Annotated in this window: 25 protein-coding genes and 1 pseudogene; 25 read left to right on the top strand and 1 reads right to left on the bottom strand. The window is 40.3% G+C overall.

The window, feature by feature from the left end:
* Window positions 1–113: 113 nt before the first annotated feature.
* From ACT170_RS03710 to trmFO, 4 genes are all read left to right on the top strand, one after another.
* Window positions 114–938 carry a TraX family protein gene (locus tag ACT170_RS03710; RefSeq protein WP_048790504.1) on the top strand — a complete coding sequence of 275 codons (825 nt, stop codon included), beginning with the start codon at window positions 114–116 and terminating at the stop codon, window positions 936–938.
* A 35-nt stretch (window positions 939–973) separates the two neighbouring features.
* Window positions 974–1,633 (top strand): response regulator transcription factor, encoded by a 660-nt coding sequence (locus ACT170_RS03705; RefSeq protein ID WP_048790503.1) that lies wholly within the window; start codon window positions 974–976, stop codon window positions 1,631–1,633.
* The gene (locus ACT170_RS03700; protein ID WP_444818045.1) at window positions 1,624–3,000 is read left to right on the top strand and encodes a sensor histidine kinase; all 1,377 of its coding nucleotides are present in this window, start codon (window positions 1,624–1,626) and stop codon (window positions 2,998–3,000) included. Before ACT170_RS03705 ends, ACT170_RS03700 begins: the two co-directional genes overlap by 10 nt.
* Window positions 3,001–3,117: 117 nt before the next feature.
* On the top strand, window positions 3,118–4,461 hold the full coding sequence (gene trmFO / locus ACT170_RS03695; RefSeq protein WP_048790501.1) for a methylenetetrahydrofolate--tRNA-(uracil(54)-C(5))-methyltransferase (FADH(2)-oxidizing) TrmFO: 1,344 nt from the start codon (window positions 3,118–3,120) through the stop codon (window positions 4,459–4,461).
* Window positions 4,462–4,520: 59 nt separating this feature from the next.
* On the opposite strand, the gene ACT170_RS03690 is transcribed toward trmFO, so the two are convergent.
* Window positions 4,521–5,666: a cobalamin-independent methionine synthase II family protein gene (locus tag ACT170_RS03690; RefSeq protein ID WP_048790500.1), complete on the bottom strand. Its 1,146-nt coding sequence runs from the start codon at window positions 5,664–5,666 to the stop codon at window positions 4,521–4,523.
* 167 nt (window positions 5,667–5,833) lie between these two features.
* Here ACT170_RS03690 and ndk point away from each other — a divergent pair, with 167 nt between their 5' ends.
* The 21 genes and pseudogenes from ndk to ACT170_RS03585 all read left to right on the top strand — a co-directional run bounded on the left by ndk (window position 5,834) and on the right by ACT170_RS03585 (window position 23,178).
* Complete coding sequence (ndk, locus tag ACT170_RS03685; protein WP_444818044.1) at window positions 5,834–6,247, top strand: nucleoside-diphosphate kinase; 414 nt, start codon at window positions 5,834–5,836, stop codon at window positions 6,245–6,247.
* A 1-nt stretch (window position 6,248) separates the two neighbouring features.
* Entirely contained in the window at window positions 6,249–6,542 is a 294-nt protein-coding gene (locus ACT170_RS03680) for a rhodanese-like domain-containing protein (protein ID WP_444818043.1), read from the top strand.
* Between the two features lie 213 nt (window positions 6,543–6,755).
* Window positions 6,756–7,520, top strand: coding sequence for a (S)-acetoin forming diacetyl reductase (locus ACT170_RS03675; protein ID WP_002883902.1), 765 nt, complete (start codon window positions 6,756–6,758; stop codon window positions 7,518–7,520).
* Between the two features lie 246 nt (window positions 7,521–7,766).
* Window positions 7,767–8,264, top strand: coding sequence for an NUDIX hydrolase (locus ACT170_RS03670; RefSeq protein ID WP_444818042.1), 498 nt, complete (start codon window positions 7,767–7,769; stop codon window positions 8,262–8,264).
* Window positions 8,261–8,701, top strand: coding sequence for an ASCH domain-containing protein (locus tag ACT170_RS03665; protein WP_021151534.1), 441 nt, complete (start codon window positions 8,261–8,263; stop codon window positions 8,699–8,701). Before ACT170_RS03670 ends, ACT170_RS03665 begins: the two co-directional genes overlap by 4 nt.
* A gap of 87 nt (window positions 8,702–8,788) precedes the next feature.
* Window positions 8,789–8,917: pseudogene (locus ACT170_RS03660) on the top strand (IS30 family transposase); the annotation flags it as partial.
* A gap of 189 nt (window positions 8,918–9,106) precedes the next feature.
* Window positions 9,107–9,271 (top strand): hypothetical protein, encoded by a 165-nt coding sequence (locus tag ACT170_RS03655; RefSeq protein WP_008534734.1) that lies wholly within the window; start codon window positions 9,107–9,109, stop codon window positions 9,269–9,271.
* A 121-nt stretch (window positions 9,272–9,392) separates the two neighbouring features.
* Window positions 9,393–11,225, top strand: a complete 1,833-nt coding sequence (lepA, locus tag ACT170_RS03650) for a translation elongation factor 4 (protein WP_002891049.1) — start codon at window positions 9,393–9,395, stop codon at window positions 11,223–11,225.
* A 48-nt stretch (window positions 11,226–11,273) separates the two neighbouring features.
* On the top strand, window positions 11,274–12,653 hold the full coding sequence (locus ACT170_RS03645; protein ID WP_444818041.1) for a hypothetical protein: 1,380 nt from the start codon (window positions 11,274–11,276) through the stop codon (window positions 12,651–12,653).
* Between the two features lie 98 nt (window positions 12,654–12,751).
* Window positions 12,752–13,093: a hypothetical protein gene (locus tag ACT170_RS03640; RefSeq protein WP_410537155.1), complete on the top strand. Its 342-nt coding sequence runs from the start codon at window positions 12,752–12,754 to the stop codon at window positions 13,091–13,093.
* A 213-nt stretch (window positions 13,094–13,306) separates the two neighbouring features.
* Window positions 13,307–14,983 (top strand): acetolactate synthase AlsS, encoded by a 1,677-nt coding sequence (alsS, locus tag ACT170_RS03635; protein WP_410537156.1) that lies wholly within the window; start codon window positions 13,307–13,309, stop codon window positions 14,981–14,983.
* A 15-nt stretch (window positions 14,984–14,998) separates the two neighbouring features.
* Complete coding sequence (gene budA, locus ACT170_RS03630; protein ID WP_002883899.1) at window positions 14,999–15,718, top strand: acetolactate decarboxylase; 720 nt, start codon at window positions 14,999–15,001, stop codon at window positions 15,716–15,718.
* 179 nt (window positions 15,719–15,897) lie between these two features.
* Entirely contained in the window at window positions 15,898–16,329 is a 432-nt protein-coding gene (locus tag ACT170_RS03625) for a pyridoxamine 5'-phosphate oxidase family protein (RefSeq protein ID WP_214256668.1), read from the top strand.
* A 4-nt stretch (window positions 16,330–16,333) separates the two neighbouring features.
* Window positions 16,334–17,167, top strand: a complete 834-nt coding sequence (locus ACT170_RS03620) for an SIR2 family NAD-dependent protein deacylase (RefSeq protein ID WP_270615136.1) — start codon at window positions 16,334–16,336, stop codon at window positions 17,165–17,167.
* Window positions 17,152–17,937, top strand: coding sequence for a protein-ADP-ribose hydrolase (locus ACT170_RS03615; protein WP_270615137.1), 786 nt, complete (start codon window positions 17,152–17,154; stop codon window positions 17,935–17,937). Before ACT170_RS03620 ends, ACT170_RS03615 begins: the two co-directional genes overlap by 16 nt.
* 63 nt (window positions 17,938–18,000) lie before the next feature.
* On the top strand, window positions 18,001–18,450 hold the full coding sequence (locus ACT170_RS03610; protein WP_201036315.1) for a MarR family winged helix-turn-helix transcriptional regulator: 450 nt from the start codon (window positions 18,001–18,003) through the stop codon (window positions 18,448–18,450).
* An 18-nt stretch (window positions 18,451–18,468) separates the two neighbouring features.
* Window positions 18,469–19,308: an SDR family oxidoreductase gene (locus tag ACT170_RS03605; protein ID WP_410537160.1), complete on the top strand. Its 840-nt coding sequence runs from the start codon at window positions 18,469–18,471 to the stop codon at window positions 19,306–19,308.
* A 48-nt stretch (window positions 19,309–19,356) separates the two neighbouring features.
* Window positions 19,357–20,316: a zinc-binding dehydrogenase gene (locus ACT170_RS03600; RefSeq protein ID WP_270615139.1), complete on the top strand. Its 960-nt coding sequence runs from the start codon at window positions 19,357–19,359 to the stop codon at window positions 20,314–20,316.
* Complete coding sequence (locus ACT170_RS03595; RefSeq protein WP_444818040.1) at window positions 20,317–21,045, top strand: ATP-binding cassette domain-containing protein; 729 nt, start codon at window positions 20,317–20,319, stop codon at window positions 21,043–21,045.
* A complete protein-coding gene (locus tag ACT170_RS03590; protein ID WP_410537164.1) occupies window positions 21,038–22,558 on the top strand; it encodes an ABC transporter permease/substrate-binding protein in 1,521 nt (506 codons plus the stop codon). Before ACT170_RS03595 ends, ACT170_RS03590 begins: the two co-directional genes overlap by 8 nt.
* Entirely contained in the window at window positions 22,555–23,178 is a 624-nt protein-coding gene (locus ACT170_RS03585; RefSeq protein ID WP_129852249.1) for an endonuclease III domain-containing protein, read from the top strand. The genes ACT170_RS03590 and ACT170_RS03585 overlap by 4 nt, the downstream gene beginning before the upstream one ends.
* The last annotated feature ends 56 nt before the right edge of the window (window positions 23,179–23,234 follow it).

Genomic DNA, 23,234 nt, shown 5'->3' with positions numbered 1-23,234 from the left:
AAAGAAAGCTATCTCAAGTTAAAACTTGGGATATTTTTTTTGCATTACATCAAAAACTGATACTTTCCTTAAATTTGTTTTTTATACTAAGGATGAAAGAAAGGAGAGTTACTATGAAACGTTTAAGTCTATCAGGTTTCCAACTCAAATATATAGCCCTAATTACTATGGTATTTGACCATATTCATTACTTTTTTGACTATACAGGGAAAATACCCATTTGGTTTACTATGATTGGGAGATTAGCGGCCCCCTTGTTCCTTTTTACTGTGATTGAAGGTTTCGTTCATACACATAATCGAAAAAAATACTTCCTAAAGATTTATGCTTTAGCAATTTTGATGGGATTGATTCAGTTTGGGTTTTATAATTTTTTACATCCTCTTGTGAGACCAGATGGTTTCTTTCCACAAAATATGATGTTGTCGTCATTTGCTATCTTGCTCGTTGCTCTTCAAGGTATCGCTTGGATTCAAGAAAAGAAATATCTAAAAGGAATCCCAACCTTACTTTTCCCATTATTGCTTCCATGGTTAATGGTACCTTTTTATCTGCTAAGTGTGAACAAACCTACGTTAGGTTTTCTACTAAATTTACTCAATTTTACAGTGCTGCCAGTTCATACATTCATCAGTGACGGAGGAACATGGTTACTTTTGACTGGTATCGCTATGTATCTTTGTCATAAGAATCTTAAGAAAGAAGTGCTTGCTTTTGTGAGTGTTAGTCTTGTTTGGGTACTAATGACGATTGTATTAGGTAGACTTTCTATTCACGACTTAATGTTTAAATACATTGAATGGATGGAAATATTTGCAGCTCCTTTGATGCTTTGCTATAACGGTGAGAGAGGGAAAGGGTCAAAATATTTGTTCTACATCTTTTATCCAAGTCATATTTATCTACTTTACGCCTTGTCAGTTATCTTCTATAGATGATATGATAAGGGTAACTGTGAACGAAAGGAAAGCTTATGGCTCAGATACTTGTTATTGATGATCAGGAAGATATTGTGAAATTGGTTGTAAAGGCCTTAGAGCTTCAAAACCATAAGGTGACAGGATTTACGAGTGTTTTGGACTTGGATAAGAACTCGTTGCCACGGTTTGACCTGATATTACTAGATATCATGATGCCTGATGTTGACGGTCTCCAGTTTTGTCATGAGATTCGTGATCAGGTGGATTGCCCCATACTTTTTATTACAGCCAGAACGCAAGAAGGGGATATCGTTCAGGGATTGAGCTATGGGGCGGATGATTATATTTGCAAACCATTTGGGGTAAAAGAACTCCAAGCGCGTGTTGCGGCTCACTTGAGACGTGAAAGTCGTGAACGTCACCATAAGCTTTCACTTGGTGATTTTCAGTTTGATTTGTCAGCTCAGGAGCTTTATGTTGAGAATCAGTTGTTAGATTTGACTAAGTCGGAGTACGGTATTTGTCAATTTTTGGCTGAAAATAAGGGCCAAGTCTTTTCAAAAGAACAAATCTACACGCATTTGTACGGCTATGAGGATAAAGGAAGTCCAACAGCAGTGGCTGAACATATTAAAAATATCCGTGCAAAGCTCAAAGATGTTGGGCAAAATCCTATTGAAACAGTCTGGGGGATTGGTTACAAGTGGCACTAATTAAAAAACGAGAACACTCTCTAAGAACAATCTTGTTATCTTATGTCGTCAGCCTGACGGTCCTCTCGGCAATCAGCAGTCTTCTTATTTTGTATTTGTTCAGCTTGTCTTATCGTTTTGGCGTTGTGATTCCAGCAAATCAGGTAGAAAGTGATTTGTCTGCTGTCAGGAATGATATTGAAACTTCTAAGGTTTTTAATCCAGATGTCTTGCCCGATGGTACTCGCTATGTCTTTTTGACTAGAGATTTTAAGCTTAAGAAGTCTAACATGCCAGTTAACTTGCAAGAAGAATCCTTACTAAATTACCAATTCAAGAATGCTCACGGTGGGATATACGGCTATTTTCAGTCTTTTGAACGGTCAGATGGCATAGTCATTGTCAACTATCAATTATCACCTAGGTATCATAATGCGTGGATGAATCAGCATTTTCCCAATGCTGATCTATTGATGATTGGCTCAATGATTGTATTCATTCTCCTCATATTTATTATTTTAACTTTTTACTATGCAAATAAATTAAGCCAGCAGCTTAAACCTATATTAAAAGTTACTGAAAAAATTTCCCAACAAGACTTGGATTTTCAAACCTCCCAGTCTACAATTAAGGAATTCAATCAGGTGTTAAGTGGCTTGGATGACATGAGGGGTGCGCTCCGTGAATCTTTGATGGGAAATTGGAAGGCAGAGCAAGATAAGCAAAATCAGATTTCAGCCTTGACACATGATTTAAAGACCCCACTGACAGTTGCTCGTGGGAATGCAGACCTCTTAGCCATGACGCCCTTAGATGTAGAACAGATGGACTTGTTAGAGCATTTTCAAAAGGGGATTACACAGGTTGATGCTTATGTTAAAGAGTTGTCCGAACTCAACAAAACGAGTTTGACGAAAACCTTGACGCTTGAAGATATTTCAGTTAGGGAATTTGTTGAAGACATTTACGATCAAAACTTGTCACTAGCTCAAATCAAACAAATCAATGTAGCAATTGATAAGAAGGATATTAAGAAAGCAATCATAGGCCATTGGGACAGGTCCTTGTTGAATCGAGCTTTTATGAATATTGTTTCAAATGCCGTAGAGCATACACCCAGTGGCAGTCAGTTGCTCCTGACCGCTAGGGTAGAAGAAGATGAATTCAAGTTTATCTGCCTTGATTCTGGCCCTGGATTTTCCCTTGAATCTCTTGAAAAGGCTACTCAGCTCTTTTATCAAGAGGATAAAAGCAGACAGAGCCGCAATCATAGTGGCCTTGGTCTAACTATTGCCAATGATATTATTCGCTTACACCATGGTAGTCTTGCTCTTTCGAATGACGATAGCACGGGTGGTGCTAAAGTGACTATCGTTTTACCACTTTAAATACAGATGACTCCTAGTCGCCAGATGAGGAGTTTTTTGCTATACTACTAAGAGTAAAAATGAAGAAAGATTTGTGGGGGCAGGATTTCATCTTGTTCTCGAAGAGGTATTAGTGTCATGTCTCAATCAAAAGCAGATTATATTAACGTGATTGGAGCTGGATTGGCCGGCTCTGAAGCAGCTTATCAGATTGCTAAACGTGGTATTCCGGTAAAACTATATGAAATGCGTGGGGTTAAAGCAACACCTCAGCATAAGACAACAAACTTTGCAGAATTGGTTTGCTCTAACTCTTTCCGTGGCGATAGCTTGACAAATGCTGTAGGGCTTCTTAAAGAAGAAATGCGTCGCTTGGACTCTATCATTATGCGTAATGGAGAAGCTCACCGTGTGCCAGCTGGTGGTGCCATGGCTGTTGACCGTGAAGGTTATGCAGAAGCAGTGACAGCTGAAATTGAGAACAATCCATTAATTGAAATCATCCGTGAAGAAATCACAGAAATTCCTGATGATGCCATTACAGTTATTGCTTCAGGTCCTTTGACTTCTGATGCTTTAGCTGAAAAAATTCACAAGCTTAACGGTGGAGATGGGTTCTATTTCTATGATGCCGCTGCACCGATTGTTGATAAAGCGACTATCGACATGAACAAAGTCTACCTTAAGTCACGCTATGACAAGGGTGAAGCAGCTTACCTAAACTGTCCAATGACCAAGGAGGAGTTCATGGCCTTCCACGAGGCCTTGACAACAGCTGAAGAAGCTCCTTTGAATTCTTTTGAAAAAGAAAAGTATTTCGAGGGCTGTATGCCTATCGAGGTTATGGCTAAACGTGGTATCAAGACAATGCTCTATGGTCCTATGAAACCAGTTGGTTTAGAGTATCCTGAAGATTATAAGGGTCCTCGTGATGGTGACTTTAAGACACCTTATGCGGTTGTTCAGCTTCGTCAGGACAATGCGGCTGGTAGCCTCTACAATATCGTTGGTTTCCAAACCCACCTCAAATGGGGAGAGCAAAAGCGTGTCTTCCAAATGATTCCAGGTCTTGAAAACGCTGAATTTGTGCGTTATGGGGTTATGCACCGCAACTCGTATATGGATTCACCAAACTTGCTTAAACAGACTTTCCAGTCAAAATCAAACCCTAACTTGTTCTTTGCAGGACAAATGACTGGTGTTGAAGGTTATGTTGAATCGGCTGCTTCAGGTTTGGTTGCTGGAATCAATGCTGCCCGTCTCTTTAAGGGTGAAGATGAGGTTATCTTCCCTCACACAACAGCTATCGGGAGTCTTCCATATTATGTGACCCACGCTGAAAGTAAACATTTTCAACCAATGAATGTTAACTTTGGTATTATCAAAGAGTTGGAAGGGCCACGTATTCGTGACAAGAAAGAGCGCTATGAAAAAATTGCTGAGCGAGCTCTTAAAGATTTACAACCTTTTATTCAAGCTTAGACAACATTAAAATCCCTTACCGAATACGGCAAGGGATTTTCAGATTTAAAAGTATTCAATTAACCAAAGAATTTCTTAGCGATTTCTTGACCTTGTTTGATTTTAGCCCATTGTTGAGGTGTTGCTAACTCATTACCTGAGTCACATGAGGCGAAACCACATTGGTGAGAGAGGAAGAGACGTTCTTTTGGGAGGATTTGACTCGCTTTTTCAAGCAAATCGAGGACACGTTCTTCGTCATCAAGGTCAGTAGTTTTAGAAGACAAAAGTCCTAGTACAACTTCAGCTTTGCTGTCTTTGAGGGCTTCGAGAGCTTTGATATCACCAGCGGTGTCGCTATCCCACTCAAGGAAGAAACGGTCATAGTGTTGCTCTGCCAAGAACTTCTTAGCGATGGCTTCGTAAGTTCCTTCGGCAGCAGAACGGCTTTCATAGTTACCACGACAGTTGTGCGTCCAAACCGTTAAACCAATTTCGTGAGCATAGTCTACAACCTCGTTATTGATAGCTACAAACTCATCAGCCAATTCTGCTAAATCAGAATTACCTTCCGCAAAGAAACTTGCAGGGTTTGATGGGTCAAAAAGTTCCCAGAGACAGTCGTCAAATTGAACGATTTTGCCACCGACAGCCTTGTATTCTTCCAAGAATTCTTTATAGGCATTAATCAAACCTTTTTTGAGGTCTTCATTTGTTTCATAGACTTGTCCAGGACCAGCCAAACGGTCAAAGATAGCAAGTTCAGTGTAGGCATGAGCAGGACCCCAGATAGTTTGTTTGGTATCTTCATCACCAGCTTCAGCCTTAACCAATTTATAGATATCTAGGTAATGGTGTTTTTTACCTGAGAGTGGTTCAGTAATACGAATACCAATATCTTTACGAGTCTCATATTGGCCACCATCATGGTCTTTAAAAGTGTAGCCATGCTCAGCAATGTAGCGTTCAATTCCTTTAAATCCCCAGACAAAGTCTAAATGCCACATAGAACGTCCAAACTCACCATCGGTAAGGATGTCAATACCATTAGCCTTTTGGTCAGCCACAATTTGCTTAATATCTGCAGTTTCAGTTTCTTGATAACCAGGAAGGGCATCATAGAAAGGATACTGGATGTCGTCACGGTGCTCGATTTCGTCCTTATATTTACGGAGATCTGCAGGACGAAGAAGAGAACCGACTAATTGGAATTTAGATTTTGTCATTGTATTTACCTCGAAATGTCTATTTATGTCTATAGTACTTCTTATCTAGACTAATGAAAAATAGTTAATTTTTTGCTGAGGTTATAGTTTTAGGCTATATATACTTTATCTCTGCAAAATGATACTTCCTATGGTAAAATGAAAAGAAAACAATGAAGGTTGGGAACATGCAAAAAACATTTTTTATTATTAAACCAGATGCTGTAAAACGACACTTGATGGGACAAGTGATTGATCGTATTGAACGTCGTAGCTTCATTATTGAACGAATGGAAATGTTGACACTTGACGAAGAACGTCTTAAAGAACATTATGCTCAATTGGTTGATAAACCTTTTTTCCCTAGCATTGCAGAATTTATGATGAGTGGTCCATCAGTGATTGGTATTATTTCTGGTCCAGGTGTTATCAAGTCATGGCGTGATATGATGGGAGCAACCAATCCAGGCGATGCTGCTCCTGGAACGATTCGTGGAGACTTTGCAACCGCACCAGATGGTGACATGATTCCAAATATCGTTCATGGCTCTGATTCAGAAGAATCTGCGGCTCGAGAAATTAAGATTTGGTTTGGTGAGTAGGATGGATTTAGCACAAATTCAGTCAGATCTAGCCAAGGGTGGACTGTTAATTGATGTCAGGAGTCCAGAAGAGTATGCAGAAGGACATGTTAAGGATGCCCTCTTAATACCTCATACCCAGTTTTTCTCTGCTGACATTCCAGCTGAAAAAGACGCTTCCATTTACCTCTATTGTAAAATGGGGCCTCGTGCAGAATTTGCTGCATCGGTCCTTAAAGAGAGAGGCTATACTAAGGTGACTAATCTAGGTGGTTTGGACGATATGGAAGCAATAGGTTTTGAATTTGAAGAATAATAGAAATAAGGTCACCTCAAGGTGGTCTTATTTGTTTTCAGAAAAGTTTGATAATTACTTGACAACGTTTTCATAAAGGGGTAGAATTTTAATTGAGTTAAGACAAAGCCTATGAAAAATGACTTTGCCAGAACTTGACTAACTTAGCGTATTCCAATTGAGATAAGGCTTCTTATTAAGCTAGTGACTCTAATTGGTAGAGGAGGATTTCGTATGTCAAAAGTTGCTATTGTTACAGGTGCAGGTCAAGGTATTGGTTTTGCGATTGCAAAACGTTTGGTTGAAGATGGTTTTAAAGTCGGAGTATTGGACTACAACGCTGAAACTGCAGAAAAAGCGGTTGCTGAATTGTCAGCAGATAAAGCATTTGCAGTTGTAGCTGATGTATCTAAACAAGCTGAAGTAGCAGCTGCTTTCCAAAAAGTTGTTGATCACTTTGGCGATTTGAATGTTGTTGTTAATAATGCCGGTGTGGCTCCAACAACACCTCTTGATACAATTACTGAAGAACAGTTCCAACGTACATTTAACATCAATGTCGGTGGTGTTATTTGGGGTGCTCAAGCTGCACAAGCACAATTTAAAGCACTCGGTCATGGTGGTAAAATCATCAATGCAACATCTCAGGCTGGTGTCGTTGGTAACCCTAACTTAACTGTATATGGTGGTACTAAATTCGCTGTGCGTGGTATTACTCAAACTTTGGCGCGTGATTTGGCTGATTCAGGCATCACTGTCAATGCTTATGCACCAGGTATCGTTAAGACTCCAATGATGTTTGACATTGCCCACGAAGTTGGTAAAAATGCTGGTAAAGATGATGAATGGGGTATGCAAACTTTTGCTAAAGATATTACCCTCAAACGTTTGTCTGAACCTGAAGACGTAGCAGCAGCAGTTAGCTTCCTTGCTGGACCTGACTCAAACTACATCACAGGTCAAACAATCATCGTTGATGGTGGTATGCAATTCCATTAAGATTAAAAGGGAGAGCGAAAGGCTCTCTTTTTTTGCTTGATAAATTGTAAAATATAGTTTAACAAAACTGCTTGTGAAACTTTTGTGGATGGATCGAGTAAGTGTTGCACTTATTCTTGAAATTTATCATGAAAGTCTGTTAAAATTAAATAGACGAAATGTCTTTAATAAAGAGTGCCCTCGACCCAAGGTTAATGTGTGATAATAGTTATGGTAAAAAATAAATTAAGCTAGGAAGTTAAGAATATGGAAATCAAAAATCACTTTGGGGTCTATGGCATTTGCTTTGAAAATGGGAAGTTACTCTGCATTGAGAAAACGAGAGGTCCATATCAACATCGCTATGATCTACCTGGTGGTAGCCAGGAAGTAGGTGAAGGGCTGACAGAAACTCTCAAGAGAGAAGTTCTGGAAGAGACGGGATATATGCTTAGCGATTATTCAAACCCTAGAATCTATGATGTAATGGTTCAAGAAAATGGGCAAGACTTTGCCGTACACCATATCATGGCCTTTTATGATATATTACTTGACTTGGAACACTCTCAAAAATCCCTTCCTCATGAAGTTCTTGATGGAAGCAATGATTCAGCAAATGCAATTTGGTTGAATTTGGAAGAAATTACTGCAGACAATGCTTCGCCTTTAGTATTGAAGGTGAAGGCAGAGTTGCGAGGATTTCCAGAATTAGAACTGACAAGCTATAATAATTGGAAAGTAAAAGAAATAAAGGAGAAGAAATGACACCTCAAGAAATGTGGAATGCCTACAAGCAAATTAACCCCTCAATCGGAGATGAAATCGATGCTTGGGCTTTTGGAGTAGAAGCCGATCTCTTGGCAGATTTGGTGTTAAAAGGTGAAAAGACGGCAACTGCATCAGCCTATGATCTTTATGCAGTTGATAACGACCCCCTGCCACAAGAAGGGACCTTTGATGTTGTTTTAGACAGTCAAGATCAAGCTGTCTGCATTGTCGAAGTCACAAAGGTTTCCGTTCAGCCTTTCCATCAAGTGTCAGCCGACCATGCCTACAAGGAAGGTGAGGGTGATAAATCTCTGGCCTATTGGCGTCAGGTTCATGAGGAGGTTTTCACCGAGTGGATGAGCGAGGCCGGACTGACTTTTACACCTGACAGCAAGGTTGTTTTAGAAGAATTTCGTAAGGTTTATCCATTATAGAACACACTCTCCTTCTTGGAGAGTTTTTTGATCTGGATCTTATTTTCCAAAAGGGTTAAAAAATGATGTAAGCGATATTATACAGAAGCACAGGAGCAGTACGACCGCAGGGCTAAACAAAAAGGTCGGAAGTCTCGTTTGACACCAAAGTTGAAAAAGGAAATTGAGAACGGTTTTAAATCCTCCTGGTCGCCCGAACAGATTTGTAGCCACTATCTCTGATGAGGCTTTGAACAAGGACTTATACGATATCAATCACCGACCACGAAAATGTTTAGATTACAGAAGCTCTAATGGATAAGTTAAAGTAATTGTTGCACTTATTCTTGCAATTTATCACTTGAAACAATATAATTTTTCTGATACTATAATTGTAATTAATTTTGGTTTTAAAGGTGGATTCCTATGTCAGACATTTTACACTATATTGCTGAGCACCCATTTTTCAGTCTTATTCTATTGGGAATTGTTGTACTAGCCTTTGGTTTGGCTCCATTTTCAAGTAGTTCAACAGAAAACAAGCGTTCAGCAATTATTAATAAGCATTACAACGATACTTTTAAGAAATAAGAAGGACTAAATGCAGTCAGAAAGCAGATATTAGAGATAGGCAAAAGCCTGTCTTTTTTGTATAATAGAAGGTAACGATTAGTTTTTTTATAATCACAAGTAAGAACTAGGAAAGATACAAATGCCAAATATTGAAGAATTAAAACAACGACAGGAGAAGATTCGTAACTTCTCTATTATTGCCCATATTGACCACGGTAAATCAACCCTTGCTGACCGTATTTTGGAAAAGACTGAGACAGTATCAAGTCGTGAGATGCAGGCGCAACTCCTTGATAGTATGGACCTCGAGCGTGAACGTGGTATCACTATCAAACTAAATGCCATTGAGCTTAACTATACAGCTAAAGATGGTGAAACATATATTTTCCATCTTATCGACACACCAGGACACGTGGACTTTACTTATGAAGTGTCACGTTCTCTTGCTGCCTGTGAGGGTGCAATTTTGGTAGTGGATGCTGCTCAAGGGATTGAAGCGCAAACACTTGCCAATGTTTACTTGGCCTTAGATAATGACTTGGAAATCTTACCAGTTATCAATAAAATCGACCTTCCAGCTGCAGATCCTGAACGTGTGCGTACAGAGGTTGAAGATGTTATCGGACTAGATGCTTCGGAAGCCGTGCTTGCATCAGCTAAAGCTGGTATCGGTATCGAGGAGATTCTCGAACAAATCGTTGAGAAAGTTCCTGCACCTCAAGGTGAAGTCGAGGCGCCTCTCCAAGCCCTTATCTTTGACTCTGTTTATGATGCCTACCGTGGGGTTATCCTCCAAGTGCGTGTGGTTAACGGAATGGTTAAACCAGGCGATAAGATTCAAATGATGTCTAATGGCAAGACCTTTGATGTTACTGAGGTTGGTATCTTCACGCCTAAAGCTGTTGGCCGTGACTACCTTGCTACAGGTGATGTTGGTTATATCGCGGCCTCAATCAAGACTGTTGCGGATACCCGTGTCGGTGATACAGTAACACTTGCGGATAATCCAGCAGCAGAGCCACTCCATGGCTATAAGCAAATGAATCCAATGGTCTTCGCCGGTCTTTATCCAATTGAGTCTAATAAATACAATGACTTGCGTGAGGCTCTTGAAAAGCTCCAGTTGAACGATGCCAGTCTTCAGTTTGAGCCTGAAACGTCTCAAGCCCTTGGTTTTGGTTTCCGTTGTGGTTTCTTGGGTCTTCTTCACATGGATGTTATCCAAGAACGTTTGGAACGTGAGTTTAACATCGACCTCATCATGACAGCGCCATCGGTAGTTTACCATGTTAATACTACTGACGGTGAGATGCTTGAAGTGTCTAACCCATCTGAGTTCCCAGATCCTACACGCATTGATGCCATCGAAGAGCCTTATGTTAAAGCTCAAATCATGGTTCCTCAAGAATATGTTGGTGCTGTTATGGAGTTGGCACAACGTAAACGTGGTGATTTTGAAACTATGGAATATATCGATGATAATCGTGTGAACGTTATCTATCAAATTCCACTTGCCGAAATCGTTTTTGATTTCTTTGATAAATTGAAATCATCAACACGTGGTTATGCAAGCTTTGACTATGAATTGTCAGAATACCGTCGTTCACAATTGGTGAAAATGGATATTCTCCTTAATGGTGACAAGGTCGATGCCCTTAGCTTCATCGTTCACAAGGAATTTGCCTACGAGCGTGGAAAACTTATCGTTGATAAGCTTAAGAAAATTATTCCACGTCAACAATTCGAAGTACCTATTCAAGCAGCTATCGGTCAAAAAATCGTTGCCCGTACAGATATCAAAGCCCTTCGTAAAAACGTCTTGGCTAAGTGTTACGGTGGTGACGTTTCACGTAAACGTAAACTTCTCGAAAAACAAAAAGCCGGTAAGAAACGTATGAAAGCCATCGGTTCGGTTGAAGTACCACAAGAAGCCTTCTTGTCAGTGCTTTCAATGGACGAAGATGAGAAATAAAAGTAATAGTCAGAATGTGATGTTCTGGCTATTTTTGTAAAAAAAGTTATGATAAAGAAGATTTTAAGATTTCCCTTTTCGAAGAGTGGAAGGATTTATACTGCGACTTTACTGACACTTTTCTTTTTAGGAAATGCTTATGTCAAACATAAATTTCATGAAAAAGCTGTAGAAGAATTACAGACTGCTTTAAAAACGGATAAGGTAACAGACAATGAGATTTTTGGTAGTCGCCATCAGTATATTGCCATTAGTCAGGAAGAACCCACTTACTATAATTCTGAAGATAACGTAGCTACTGAGATGATTGGTAGAAATCATTTTGTAAGGTATTACGATACCATGAGCAGTCTGCATCAAGCTCATTTAGTGGTTTATGATATTAACAAAGATTTCAAAAAGAAAATTATTAATTTGACTCCATATTTGAAGAAAGTCAAAGATTTTAAGGAAATCAAAGAATTGGCTGTGTCTTTAAGAACGATCGATGGTTATGATTATGTTTTCTTGAGGAATACTCGAAGCGACAAGCAATTCGCTTACAATTTGGATACGAATCAATTTTTAACTAGCAATTTACCAGATTATTCTTATAGTAAGGATGAACTGCTTTATTATGGTGATAAGAGTTCTGCTCGAAATCAGATGAATGATAGCACCATGTGGGGATATTTAAAGAGAGAAGGAAACTTGGATGAGCTTTTAAGGAAGTCACCAGCCCCAAAGGACAGCTATTTATCTGCTCAGCTAAACCTTATCATAGAAATTGATAAGGTAGACATTTCCAAAGATGAAAGTCAGATTAATCTATTTAATGACAATCCCGAAGTCAAACATATTTACGAAGAAGCTGTAAATCAGACACCGACAAATAGTAATACAATAAAGAAATTTAAAGTATTGACCCGTCAAGGTAAGGAAGGAGATTTTCCAGCTGGTCCAACTGAGCCAGTGAAAAGGAAAGGACCTGATAAACCAAGTGCACCAAAGAAAGTTTCAGAATTAAATGTTTTTTCTGATTCTATTTTTCCTGTTAAAACTTTAAGTTTTAGTGAGATTCTTAACAAAAAGGCTCAACAAGACTATCAGAAAGACTATCGAGCTTACGAAAAAGCACGTCAAAAAGTTCAAAAGGATTACGATAGGGAATATAATGCCTATAAAAAGCAATTAGCTCAATATGAGTCTTATAGAGATAGAGAGTACGAAACACAATCACAAATCTATTTTTCTCCTGAAGAGCAAACAAATGATATTTTACATTGGTTAGGAACAAATGGTGAAAATGCGATTGTGGTTTCTGTGGAGGACAGTGCTGGTATTAAGAAAGACATTCATTCATTTGCTGATATAAAGGATTGGGTGGATAAACATGATTATGATTCCAGTATTAAGTCAGACTTTAGAGACTTCAAAGGGGGCGACTAAGTATTCTTGAATGTCTATGTGGCTTCTACAAACCCTACACAAGCTTTTTTCTCGGCTTTAGGCTATAATAGATAAAAAGGAATGTTGGGAGGGCCACTATGGATATCACGAGTTTTATTCCTAGTCAGCGACAGACTATTCTGGAACGTTTTCAGCAAGTGGAGGCCTTAGGATTAGGCGCAGTTCGTATTGAGTTGAAGGTTGCGAATCCTGTTGGCATCATCTATGAGTGCTACATTATGGCAGGGGAAAATTATTTTTCTGATCACGCAGTGGTATCCTTCCGTATTCTTTACGAAAAGGACTTGGACCGCATTTCTTTGGATGTCGTTGATATCCCTGGTCGCTCAAGTTTGTCTAATTATCTTCAGTTACTAGAGATTTTTGAAGGCCTGCAAAATTATCTCAATCGAGAATTTGCTAAGGTAAAAAATGCATAAACATCTGATAGCAATCAGGTGTTTCTTTTTGTGCTGGAAGTTCAAAATTTCACAATCTTTTTTTCACAAGATTGTCAGAAAACTGTGCTATAATGATAACAGAATTGTGAAGTGACGAAAGTTTGTGAAAAAACGAGCAGACTTTGACACTTTGTGACTTATACTTGAAAGGAAAGTTGGCTCTATCATTTTAGGGCCAGAAGGACTGTGTTCATGTCAGAAGAAAAGCAATTGTATGGTGCGGATTTAGTGGTTGATAGTTTGATCAACCATGATGTTGATTATGTCTTTGGGATTCCAGGCGCAAAAATCGATAGGGTTTTTGATACCTTGGAAGATAAGGGACCTGAATTGATTGTTGCCCGTCATGAGCAAAATGCTGCTTTTATGGCTCAAGGTGTTGGACGTATTACAGGGAAACCTGGTGTAGTATTGGTAACATCTGGCCCAGGTGTCTCTAATTTGGCTACTGGTTTGGTAACAGCGACAGATGAAGGAGACCCTGTTCTTGCTATTGGTGGTCAGGTTAAGCGTGCAGATCTCTTGAAACGTGCCCACCAATCAATGAATAATGTTGCCATGCTTGAACCAATTACCAAGTATGCTGCTGAAGTACATGATGCTAACACCCTTTCTGAAACGGTAGCAAATGCCTATCGTCACGCTAAGTCAGGGAAACCAGGTGCAAGCTTTATTTCAATTCCTCAAGACGTGACCGATGCTCCAGTCAGTGTTAAGGCTATTAAGCCTATGACAGATCCAAAACTTGGTTCAGCATCTGTTTCTGATATTAACTATCTCGCACAAGCCATTAAAAATGCAGTGTTGCCAGTCTTTCTATTGGGGAATGGTGCCTCATCAGAAGCCGTCACTTACTCTATTCGCCAGATTTTGAAGTATGTCAAATTACCAGTTGTTGAAACTTTCCAAGGTGCTGGTATCGTGTCACGTGACCTTGAAGAAGATACTTTCTTTGGTCGTGTAGGTCTTTTCCGTAACCAACCGGGGGACATGTTGCTTAAGAAGTCTGACTTGATTATTGCCATTGGGTATGACCCAATCGAGTATGAAGCACGTAACTGGAATGCTGAAATTTCAGCCCGTATCATTGTAATTGACGTTGAACCTGCTGAGGTGGATACTTACTTCCAGCCAGAACGTGAATTGATTGGTAATGTTGAAGCAACTTTAGATTTGCTCTTGCCAGCTATTCAAGGTTATAAATTACCTGAAGGATCAGTTGAATACCTTAAAGGATTGAAGAATAACGTTGTTGAGGATGTTAAGTTTGATCGCCGACCTGAAGAAGGAAAGGTACATCCGCTAGATTTGATTGAAGTTTTGCAAGACCAAACCAAAGATGATATGACAGTCACCGTTGACGTTGGTAGTCACTATATTTGGATGGCTCGCTATTTCAAATCTTATGAACCACGTCATTTGCTTTTCTCAAATGGGATGCAAACTTTAGGGGTTGCTCTTCCGTGGGCCATCTCTGCAGCTTTGGTTCGTCCTAAGACAAAAGTCATTTCTGTTTCTGGTGACGGTGGTTTCCTCTTCTCAGCACAAGAATTGGAAACGGCGGTTCGTTTGAAATTGCCAATTGTTCATATTATCTGGAACGATGGCCATTACAATATGGTGGAATTCCAGGAAGAAATGAAGTACGGTCGTTCATCTGGGGTTGACTTTGGTCCTGTAGATTTTGTAAAATATGCTGAGAGCTTTGGAGCGAAAGGTTATCGTGCAACTAGTAAGGAAGAGTTTGCTAGCTTGCTTCAAGAAGCTTTGGCTCAAGCTGTAGATGGACCAGTCCTTATTGATGTTCCAATCGACTATAAAGATAATATTAAACTCGGCGAAACTATTTTGCCAGATGAATTTTACTAAAAAGAGGGTGTAGACATGTCTGAAGCCATAAAATTATTTCAATATAATACTTTGGGAGCCTTGATGGCTGGGCTTTATGGAGGTACTTTAACAGTTGGAGAATTGTTGGAGCATGGAGACTTGGGTCTCGGTACATTAGATTCTATCGATGGTGAATTGATTGTTCTTGACGGTAAAGCCTATCAAGCCAAAGGGTCTGAGGGTAAGGTCGAAGTGGTAGAAGTTTCTCCTGATGAAAAAGTACCTTATGCAGCAGTCGTACCTCACCAAGCTGAAGTTATTTTCCGTCAACGTTATGAAATGACTGATAAAGAGCTTGAGGATCGTATTGAATCTTATTATGATGGGGTTAATCTTTTCCGTTCTATCAAAATTAAGGGTCATTTTAAACATATGCACGTGCGCATGATTCCAAAATCAAATGCCGATATTAAGTTTGCGGATGTTGCCACACGCCAACCTGAGTACGAGGTTGATAATATTTCAGGTACTATCGTTGGTATTTGGACGCCAGAAATGTTCCACGGTGTGAGTGTTGCTGGGTATCATCTCCATTTTATTTCAGACGACTTGACATTTGGTGGTCACGTTATGGACTTTGTTATTGAAAATGGCATTATCGAGGTTGGTCCAGTTGACCAACTCGACCAACGTTTCCCAGTTCAAGACCGTCAGTATCTTTTTGCAAAATTCAATGTTGATGAGATGCGTGAAGATATTACCAAAGCTGAATAACATTTTTTAAGACATCAAAAATCATAGAAAGGACTTTCCTAGATAATTAGGGAAGTTTTTTTGTTTTTTTAAGGTACTTCTATATCGAAGTAGTTGACAGATGTAATTAAAGGTGTTACAATTCGTGCTATAAAGTTCGATATGGAACTAAAACTCAAAGAAAGACATGGTGTTTTATAATGGATTATTTGAAAGTGCTAGTCGAAGAGATTCATTCAGTTGTAGTGGCAACGGTTGATGAAACGGGACATCCGCATACAGCTGTTATGGACATGATGTGGGAGGACGGGAAAACAGTTTATTTTTTGACTGCCGATTTTAAACCCCTCTACAAACGGCTTAAGGAAGATGGACGTGTAGCAGTGACAGGGATGACTCAAGGTGCCGGAACTATGGATCGTAAATCTATTTCCCTAACCGGTCAGGTGGAATGGATTGGAAAAGAACATTTAGAAGAGTTGTTAAAAGCCAATCCATACATGTATGAGATTTATCCGACGGAGGAGGGACGTAGTCACCTACAAGTCTTTCGTTTTAAAAATGCAGTAGGCAATTTTTATGATTTGACGCAATTGCCTCCCTATCAAGCAAGATTTGAAATTGAGGGATGATAAGATGACAAAGATTCAAGATGCAAAGAAAATCATTGAAGAAGCAGATAAAATTGTGATCGGAGCGGGAGCTGGCTTATCTGCAGCGGCTGGTTTAACCTACTCAGGCTCACGTTTTGAGGTTTTCTTTAAAGATTATATTGTTCGTTATGGCATGCAGGATATGTATTCTGCAGCATTTTATCCTTTTGAGACCGCTGAGGAGCGCTGGGGTTATTGGGCTAAGCATATCTATCATAATCGTTACCAGCCAGAGGGACTTTTGCTTTATAGAGATCTTTTCGACTTGGTTAAGGACAAGGATTATTTTGTGATTACGACCAATGTAGATGGGCAGTTTATGAAGACAGGATTTTCTCAGGAGCGTTTCTTTGAAGTGCAGGGCAACTACGGAGAATGGCAGTGCTCCGTCCCTTGTCGTCAGAAAGTCTTTGATAATAGAGGAGCTGTCATGGAGATGCTAAAAGAAATCAAGGACTTGAAAATTCCAACTGACTTGATACCGTATTGTCCTCATTGTGGGGCGCCAATGACCATGCATTTACGTGTAGACCAGGCTTTTGTCCAAGATGAGACTTGGGAGGCTTCTTATGAAGCTTATCTAGGATTTTTAGAAGGGATGGAAAATCAAAAGGTTGTCTTCTTGGAATTGGGTGTCGGATACAATACGCCGTCCATCATTCGCTATCCTTTTGAGAAAATGACAGCAGTATTTCCAAAGGCCCATTTGATTCGCCTCAATCGTGATTATCTTGAATGTTTTGCTGCTTCAAAGGAAAAGACAATTTCTATAAACGATGATATGAGGGAGGTACTCCAACAATGGCTAGCAGACTAGAATATTTGATTGATGTTTTAAAAAGCGAGCAAGGATTGACAGAGCTAGAGATTCCTGAAAAGGTAGAGGAGCAAGAAGTGTTATATCGGGCTCTTCAAAATGTCCGCTATCCGGCACCAATGACAGCCGACTTTCTCTACCAACAAGACCGTTATTTACAAGAAAAACTAGTAGAAAAAGGAGTTGTAGACTTGAAAGACTTGACTCCCATTCTGCCCAATCTCTACCTGTGGCAAGGCGATATCACTCGCCTGGCAGTCGATGCCATTGTCAATGCGGCCAACAGCAAGCTTTTAGGCTGTTTTGTACCTAATCATTCTTGTATTGACAATGCCATTCACACAGCTGCGGGGGTTGAACTACGTTTAGCCTGTCAGGAGCTCATGCAGGAGCAAGGAGAGGATGAAACTACGGGTCAGGCAAAGATGACCAAGGCCTATAACCTACCTTCCCGCTATGTCCTTCACACAGTTGGGCCTATTATCTATGACGAAGTGACAGATTTGGAAAGACAACAGTTGGCCTCTTCGTACGAAGAGTGTTTGAACTTAGCTTATGAAAAAGGTCTGAGAAGCTTGGCCTTTTGTTGTATCTCAACAGGAGAATTTCGTTTTCCAAATGAAGAGGCAGCTAAGATTGCGATAGAGACGGTTCTACAGTTTCAGAAAAAACACCCTGATATGACAGTTGTATTCAATGTTTTTAAAAATTTTGATTATACGATTTATCAAACATTATTAAAAAAAATGTTTCTATATAGAAACAGTTGACGGATGTAACAAACAGTGATACAATAGCTTTAATATTTCGATATAGAACAAAAAGGAGACAAAATGGACAAGATGTTAGGGGGCTACCAAGCTCTACAGATACGCTTATTGAACGGGCGACTTTTTCAAAAACTCTTGAGCAAGGAACCAGATGCCAAATACCGTAGTGAACAAGGAAAAATCTTAACAGTGCTTTGGCAAAAAGAAGATGGTCGAGCAACTGCGACAGATATCGCCCTCGCTTCAGGATTAGCTAACAATACACTGACCAGTATGATTAAGAAATTAGTGGACCAGGGCTTGGTTACGATTAAACAGAGTGACCAAGACAAGCGCAAGAAGTTTGTCGTTTTGACCGATCTCGGTTGGGCGCAAAAAGAAATTGGAGACCGTGTTAGCAAAGAACTGGGAGAGATTTTCTACCAAGGCTTTTCTGATCAAGAAATCCGAGAATTTGAAGCCTATCAAGAGCGTATTATCACAAATTTAAAAGCTAAAGAAAATGATATGTAGGGAAAGGAAGTAACAGTTATGATTGGAATAACAGGTGTAACAGGGAAATTAGGCTCTTATGTGGCTGATCTTGTCGATCAGCAAGGAATTTCTTCTATCCATCTGGCAAGAAGCCCAGAGCGTGCAAAAGTCTACGCGTCAGCGGAAATTCGTAAGATGGTGTATGCCAATACTCCAGAGGTGGTTGAGGCCTTAAAGGGAATCGATGTCTTATTGATGGTCTCTGCTCGGGAAAATCCAGAGCGTGTTGAGGAACACAAGAGTTTTTTAGATGCCGCAAAGCTTGCTGGAGTGCAGTATATCGTCTATACCTCCTTTTACGGAGCAGATGAAAAAGCAACTTTTACCTTGTCTCGTGATCATGCCCAGACAGAAGCCTATATCAAGGAGTTAGGATTCACCTATACATTTTTGAGAGATAATTTTTACTTGGACTTCTTTATTGATATTGCTCTTGAAAATGGAGAAATTCGTGGTCCGGCTGGCAGGGGCCGTGTGTCAGCTGTTGCCCGTAAGGACACTTCTAGGGTCGCAGCAGAGATTCTCTTAAACCCTAAGGAATGGGAAAATCAAACCTTGAATCTAACAGGACCAGAGGATCTTTCTATGGAAGAAATCGTAGAGCTTCTCTCAAAAGAGACCGGTAATGCCATCACGTATGTAGACGAATCGGTAGAAGAGGCCTATGAGTCACGGAAAAAATGGCCACCACAAAACTGGGAGTACGATGCTTGGGTCAGTACCTATACAGCTATCAAAGTTGGGGAACAAGCTGGGGTTTCAACAGATGTCGAAAAAGTCTTAGGACGTCCAGCTATGAGTTTGGAAGAAGTTTTAAAATCTAGTTTATCGCAATAGAAATGTCGAAGAAGCATGACGTTCTGTGTATAGATTGAGGGGGTAGTAATGAAAGCAGTTGTTGTGAGCACTCCAGGTGGACCAGAGGTATTAGAAGTTGTCGAACGACCAAAACCAGTCCTGAAGGCAGGTTGGAACCTGGTTAAAATACAAGGATTCGGTATCAATCACAGTGAAATTTTTACCCGTAAGGGAGAGTCACCATCTGTGAAATTTCCTCGTGTGTTAGGGATTGAGTGTGTCGGTCTTGTGGAAGAAACGACACGACCAGATTTGAAGATTGGCCAGCAAATCATTTCCATTATGGGGGAGATGGAGCGAGCCTTTGATGGAGGCTATGCAGAGTATACCCTGCTCCCAAATGAGCAAATTTATCCAATCAAGACAGAACTTGATTTGGAAAGTTTGATCGCCCTTCCGGAAACCTATTACACTGCTTTTGGCTCTTTTCTTAACCTTAAGATTGAGGAGAACGATAGCGTGTTAGTTCGCGGGGCAACCAGTGGTGTAGGAATTGCCTTTGCTAAACTGCTGAAAGGGAAATTTCCTGAGATTCATCTGGCAGGAACTAGCCGAAATTTAGCTAAGGAAGAACGACTGAAAGCGGTCGGATTTGATCAGGTGATTTTGGAGAAGGATGGTGTCTTGCACACGAAAGAGCAGTTCGATAAGGTTTTGGATCTTGTTGGTCCAAGCGCTATTCTCGATACTTTTGCGCGGACAGCAGAAGGTGGGATTATCTGTTCTTGTGGGCTACTGGGTGGTCAGTGGACTGTTCCAGACTTTGATCCGATCGAGATGCTCTCTCGCAATCTCTACTTGACGACCTTTGCTTCTGGCAATGTGTCTCATGACAAGCTCCAGGCTTTGGTAGATTTTGTCGAGCAGTATCGTGTGGATGTACAGCCTGAAAAAGTTTATCAGATTGACCAAATTCAGGAAGCGCATGCTTATCTAGAAGGAAGCCATTCTTTTGGTAAAGTGATCGTAAAAAATGAGGAAGATTAAATGATTGATTACAAACATGTAGCCTTGCGCTACACGGAAAAGGACATTTTAAAAGATGTCAATCTCCGTATTGAAAATGGAGAATTTATGGTTCTTGTGGGACCTTCAGGATCTGGTAAGACCACCATGATTAAGATGATTAACCGTCTTTTGGAGCCGACAGATGGCAATATCTATATGGATGGGAAACGCATCAAGGACTATGATGAACGGGAGTTACGTCTCAACACCGGCTATGTCCTTCAAGCCATTGCCCTATTTCCTAACCTGACAGTTGCGGAAAATATTGCTCTCATTCCTGAGATGAAGGGCTGGAGCAAGGAGCAAATCGCTTCTAAAACAGAGGAACTCTTGAACAAGGTTGGCCTGCCTGCTGCAGAGTATGCAAATCGCATGCCTAGTGAATTATCTGGTGGAGAGCAACAACGGATTGGCATTGTGAGAGCTATCATTGGGGAACCAAAGATTCTATTGATGGACGAACCTTTTTCAGCCTTGGATGCCATCTCTCGCAAGCAGTTGCAAGAATTGACAAAGGCCTTACATAAAGAATTCGGCATGACGACCATCTTCGTAACACATGATACGGATGAGGCCTTAAAATTAGGGGATCGAATTGCAGTTTTGCAGGATGGAGAAATTCGTCAGGTCGCAGAACCTGAAACAATTTTAGAAGCGCCTGCGACAGACTTTGTAGCAAACTTGTTTGGAGGTAGCCTTCATGTCTAATTTGATTTCAACTTTTCAAGAACGTTTTGGGGACTGGTTAACGGCCCTCGGACAGCACTTACAATTGTCCCTTTTGACCTTAATTATTGCCATTTTCCTCTCAATTCCTTTGGCCATTTATCTTAGCACGCGCGAACGTGCCAGTAACTGGGTCTTGCAACTCGCTGGTGTCTTTCAAACCATCCCTTCCATGGCCCTTCTAGGACTCTTTATCCCTATTATGGGAATTGGAACGCTTCCTGCTTTAACAGCTCTAGTCATTTATGCGATATTCCCAATTTTGCAAAATACTATTACAGGATTGCGTGGGATTGACCCTAGTTTAGAAGAAGCTGGGATTGCCTTTGGGATGACCAAGTGGGAGCGCCTTAAGAAGTTTGAGATTCCACTGGCTATGCCTGTGGTGATGTCAGGGGTAAGAACATCTGCGGTAATGATTATAGGGACAGCGACCTTGGCAGCCTTGATTGGGGCTGGAGGACTTGGTTCCTTTATCCTTCTAGGTATTGATCGAAGAAATTATAGCTTGATTCTGATTGGGGCCATTTCTTCAGCGCTTCTTGCTATTTTATTCAATATTGTTCTAAAATGGATGGAAAAGGCCAAGTTACGCACGATTTTTGCAGCTTTCGCTATCATGGTGCTTGGTTTGGGAGCAAGTTACGCACAAAGCATGATGCCTCAGAAAGAGAAAGAAAATCTAGTCATAGCTGGTAAATTGGGACCTGAGCCAGAGATTCTCATGAATATGTACAAGCTTCTCATTGAGGAAAATAGTGACATGACGGTGACGGTTAAGCCTAACTTTGGGAAGACAGATTTCCTTTATCAAGCGCTTAAAAAGGGTGATATCGATATCTATCCAGAATTTACAGGGACCATTACAAGCTCTCTCTTGCAACCAGCTCCTAAAGTCAGTAACGACTCCAAAGAAGTTTTCGAGGTTGCGCGTGATGGTATAAAGAAACAAGATAATCTAGCTTTACTCAAACCGATGGCTTATCAAAACACCTATGCGATTGCTGTTCCGAAAAGTATTGCGAAAGAGTATAATCTGAAGACGATTTCTGATCTCAAGAAAGTTCAGGACAAGCTCAAAGCTGGTTTCACGTTGGAATTTAACGACCGTGAGGACGGAAACAAAGGACTTCAATCAGTTTATGGACTAAATCTTAATGTGGCTACCATGGAGCCGGCACTTCGCTATGAGGCAATCCAACAAGGCAATATTCAAATAACAGATGCCTATTCAACAGACCCAGAAATTGCTCAATATAATTTAGTTGTTCTAGAGGATGACCAACACCTCTTCCCACCTTACCAAGGAGCACCCCTCATGAAAGAAGCTCTTCTTAAGAAACATCCAGAATTGGAAGGCATTCTGAACAAGTTGACTGGTAAAATCACAGAGAGCCAAATGAGCCAAATGAACTACCAAGTGGGAGTAGAAGGAAAACCTGCTGCTCAAGTAGCGCGTGACTTTTTGGTCAAACAGGGATTATTGAAGAAATGATCAAGCAAGAAAAAATACAAGAAACTCTTCTGCGACTCTGTGAGCACTATGGAGAACAAAATTGGTGGCAATCGGATAATAAGATTGAAGACTTGGTATCGACCATTCTGATCCAGCGAACAACAGAGAAGAATGCTAAGTTGGCTTTAGCTGGTCTTATGGATGTCATGACAGTAGAGAAAATCCTGGCTTTACCGCTAGAAGAGTTACAGGAACGTATTCGACCTGCTGGATTTTTTAAGCAAAAATCTCAAACGATTAGGGGACTTCTGATCTGGTTAAGAGAAGTTGGTGGTTTTGAGGTTCTGTCCAAGATTGGAACAGAAGAGTTACGGAAGCAACTTTTGGAGTTAAAAGGGATTGGACCAGAGACTGCAGATGCACTTTTACTTTATCTTTTTGATCGTCCAGTTTTTATTTCTGATGAATATGCGAGAAGACTCTTTCGACGCTTAGGATTTGGAAACTTTGATACTTATAATGACATGCACGCTGTTTATGGTAACGTTTTGGAAGGCCTCACTCTTAAACAATGCCAAGAGATTCATGCTGTCATTGATGAACATGGGAAAGCTTTTGGCAAAAGTAAAGGCCAGTTAGACGAAAGTTGGTTACGATAAAAAGAGCCTAGGACAGTAGTCCTTTGACTCCACAAAAGAAACGGATTTTGTACTAA

Source organism: Streptococcus sp. cx1 (assembly GCF_052384325.1).
GTDB classification, from domain to species: domain Bacteria; phylum Bacillota; class Bacilli; order Lactobacillales; family Streptococcaceae; genus Streptococcus; species Streptococcus salivarius_G.
This window is presented reverse-complemented; position numbering and strand designations above follow the sequence as displayed.

Coding starts and splice junctions, on each gene's coding strand:
- ACT170_RS03710 (WP_048790504.1), top strand. CDS start 114: ATGAAACGTTTAAGTCTATCAGGTTTCCAACTCAAATATATAGCCCTA.
- ACT170_RS03705 (WP_048790503.1), top strand. CDS start 974: ATGGCTCAGATACTTGTTATTGATGATCAGGAAGATATTGTGAAATTG.
- trmFO (WP_048790501.1), top strand. CDS start 3,118: ATGTCTCAATCAAAAGCAGATTATATTAACGTGATTGGAGCTGGATTG.
- ACT170_RS03690 (WP_048790500.1), bottom strand. CDS start 5,666: ATGACAAAATCTAAATTCCAATTAGTCGGTTCTCTTCTTCGTCCTGCA.
- ndk (WP_444818044.1), top strand. CDS start 5,834: ATGCAAAAAACATTTTTTATTATTAAACCAGATGCTGTAAAACGACAC.
- ACT170_RS03680 (WP_444818043.1), top strand. CDS start 6,249: ATGGATTTAGCACAAATTCAGTCAGATCTAGCCAAGGGTGGACTGTTA.
- ACT170_RS03675 (WP_002883902.1), top strand. CDS start 6,756: ATGTCAAAAGTTGCTATTGTTACAGGTGCAGGTCAAGGTATTGGTTTT.
- ACT170_RS03670 (WP_444818042.1), top strand. CDS start 7,767: ATGGAAATCAAAAATCACTTTGGGGTCTATGGCATTTGCTTTGAAAAT.
- ACT170_RS03665 (WP_021151534.1), top strand. CDS start 8,261: ATGACACCTCAAGAAATGTGGAATGCCTACAAGCAAATTAACCCCTCA.
- ACT170_RS03655 (WP_008534734.1), top strand. CDS start 9,107: ATGTCAGACATTTTACACTATATTGCTGAGCACCCATTTTTCAGTCTT.
- lepA (WP_002891049.1), top strand. CDS start 9,393: ATGCCAAATATTGAAGAATTAAAACAACGACAGGAGAAGATTCGTAAC.
- ACT170_RS03645 (WP_444818041.1), top strand. CDS start 11,274: ATGATAAAGAAGATTTTAAGATTTCCCTTTTCGAAGAGTGGAAGGATT.
- ACT170_RS03640 (WP_410537155.1), top strand. CDS start 12,752: ATGGATATCACGAGTTTTATTCCTAGTCAGCGACAGACTATTCTGGAA.
- alsS (WP_410537156.1), top strand. CDS start 13,307: ATGTCAGAAGAAAAGCAATTGTATGGTGCGGATTTAGTGGTTGATAGT.
- budA (WP_002883899.1), top strand. CDS start 14,999: ATGTCTGAAGCCATAAAATTATTTCAATATAATACTTTGGGAGCCTTG.
- ACT170_RS03625 (WP_214256668.1), top strand. CDS start 15,898: ATGGATTATTTGAAAGTGCTAGTCGAAGAGATTCATTCAGTTGTAGTG.
- ACT170_RS03620 (WP_270615136.1), top strand. CDS start 16,334: ATGACAAAGATTCAAGATGCAAAGAAAATCATTGAAGAAGCAGATAAA.
- ACT170_RS03615 (WP_270615137.1), top strand. CDS start 17,152: ATGGCTAGCAGACTAGAATATTTGATTGATGTTTTAAAAAGCGAGCAA.
- ACT170_RS03610 (WP_201036315.1), top strand. CDS start 18,001: ATGGACAAGATGTTAGGGGGCTACCAAGCTCTACAGATACGCTTATTG.
- ACT170_RS03605 (WP_410537160.1), top strand. CDS start 18,469: ATGATTGGAATAACAGGTGTAACAGGGAAATTAGGCTCTTATGTGGCT.
- ACT170_RS03600 (WP_270615139.1), top strand. CDS start 19,357: ATGAAAGCAGTTGTTGTGAGCACTCCAGGTGGACCAGAGGTATTAGAA.
- ACT170_RS03595 (WP_444818040.1), top strand. CDS start 20,317: ATGATTGATTACAAACATGTAGCCTTGCGCTACACGGAAAAGGACATT.
- ACT170_RS03590 (WP_410537164.1), top strand. CDS start 21,038: ATGTCTAATTTGATTTCAACTTTTCAAGAACGTTTTGGGGACTGGTTA.
- ACT170_RS03585 (WP_129852249.1), top strand. CDS start 22,555: ATGATCAAGCAAGAAAAAATACAAGAAACTCTTCTGCGACTCTGTGAG.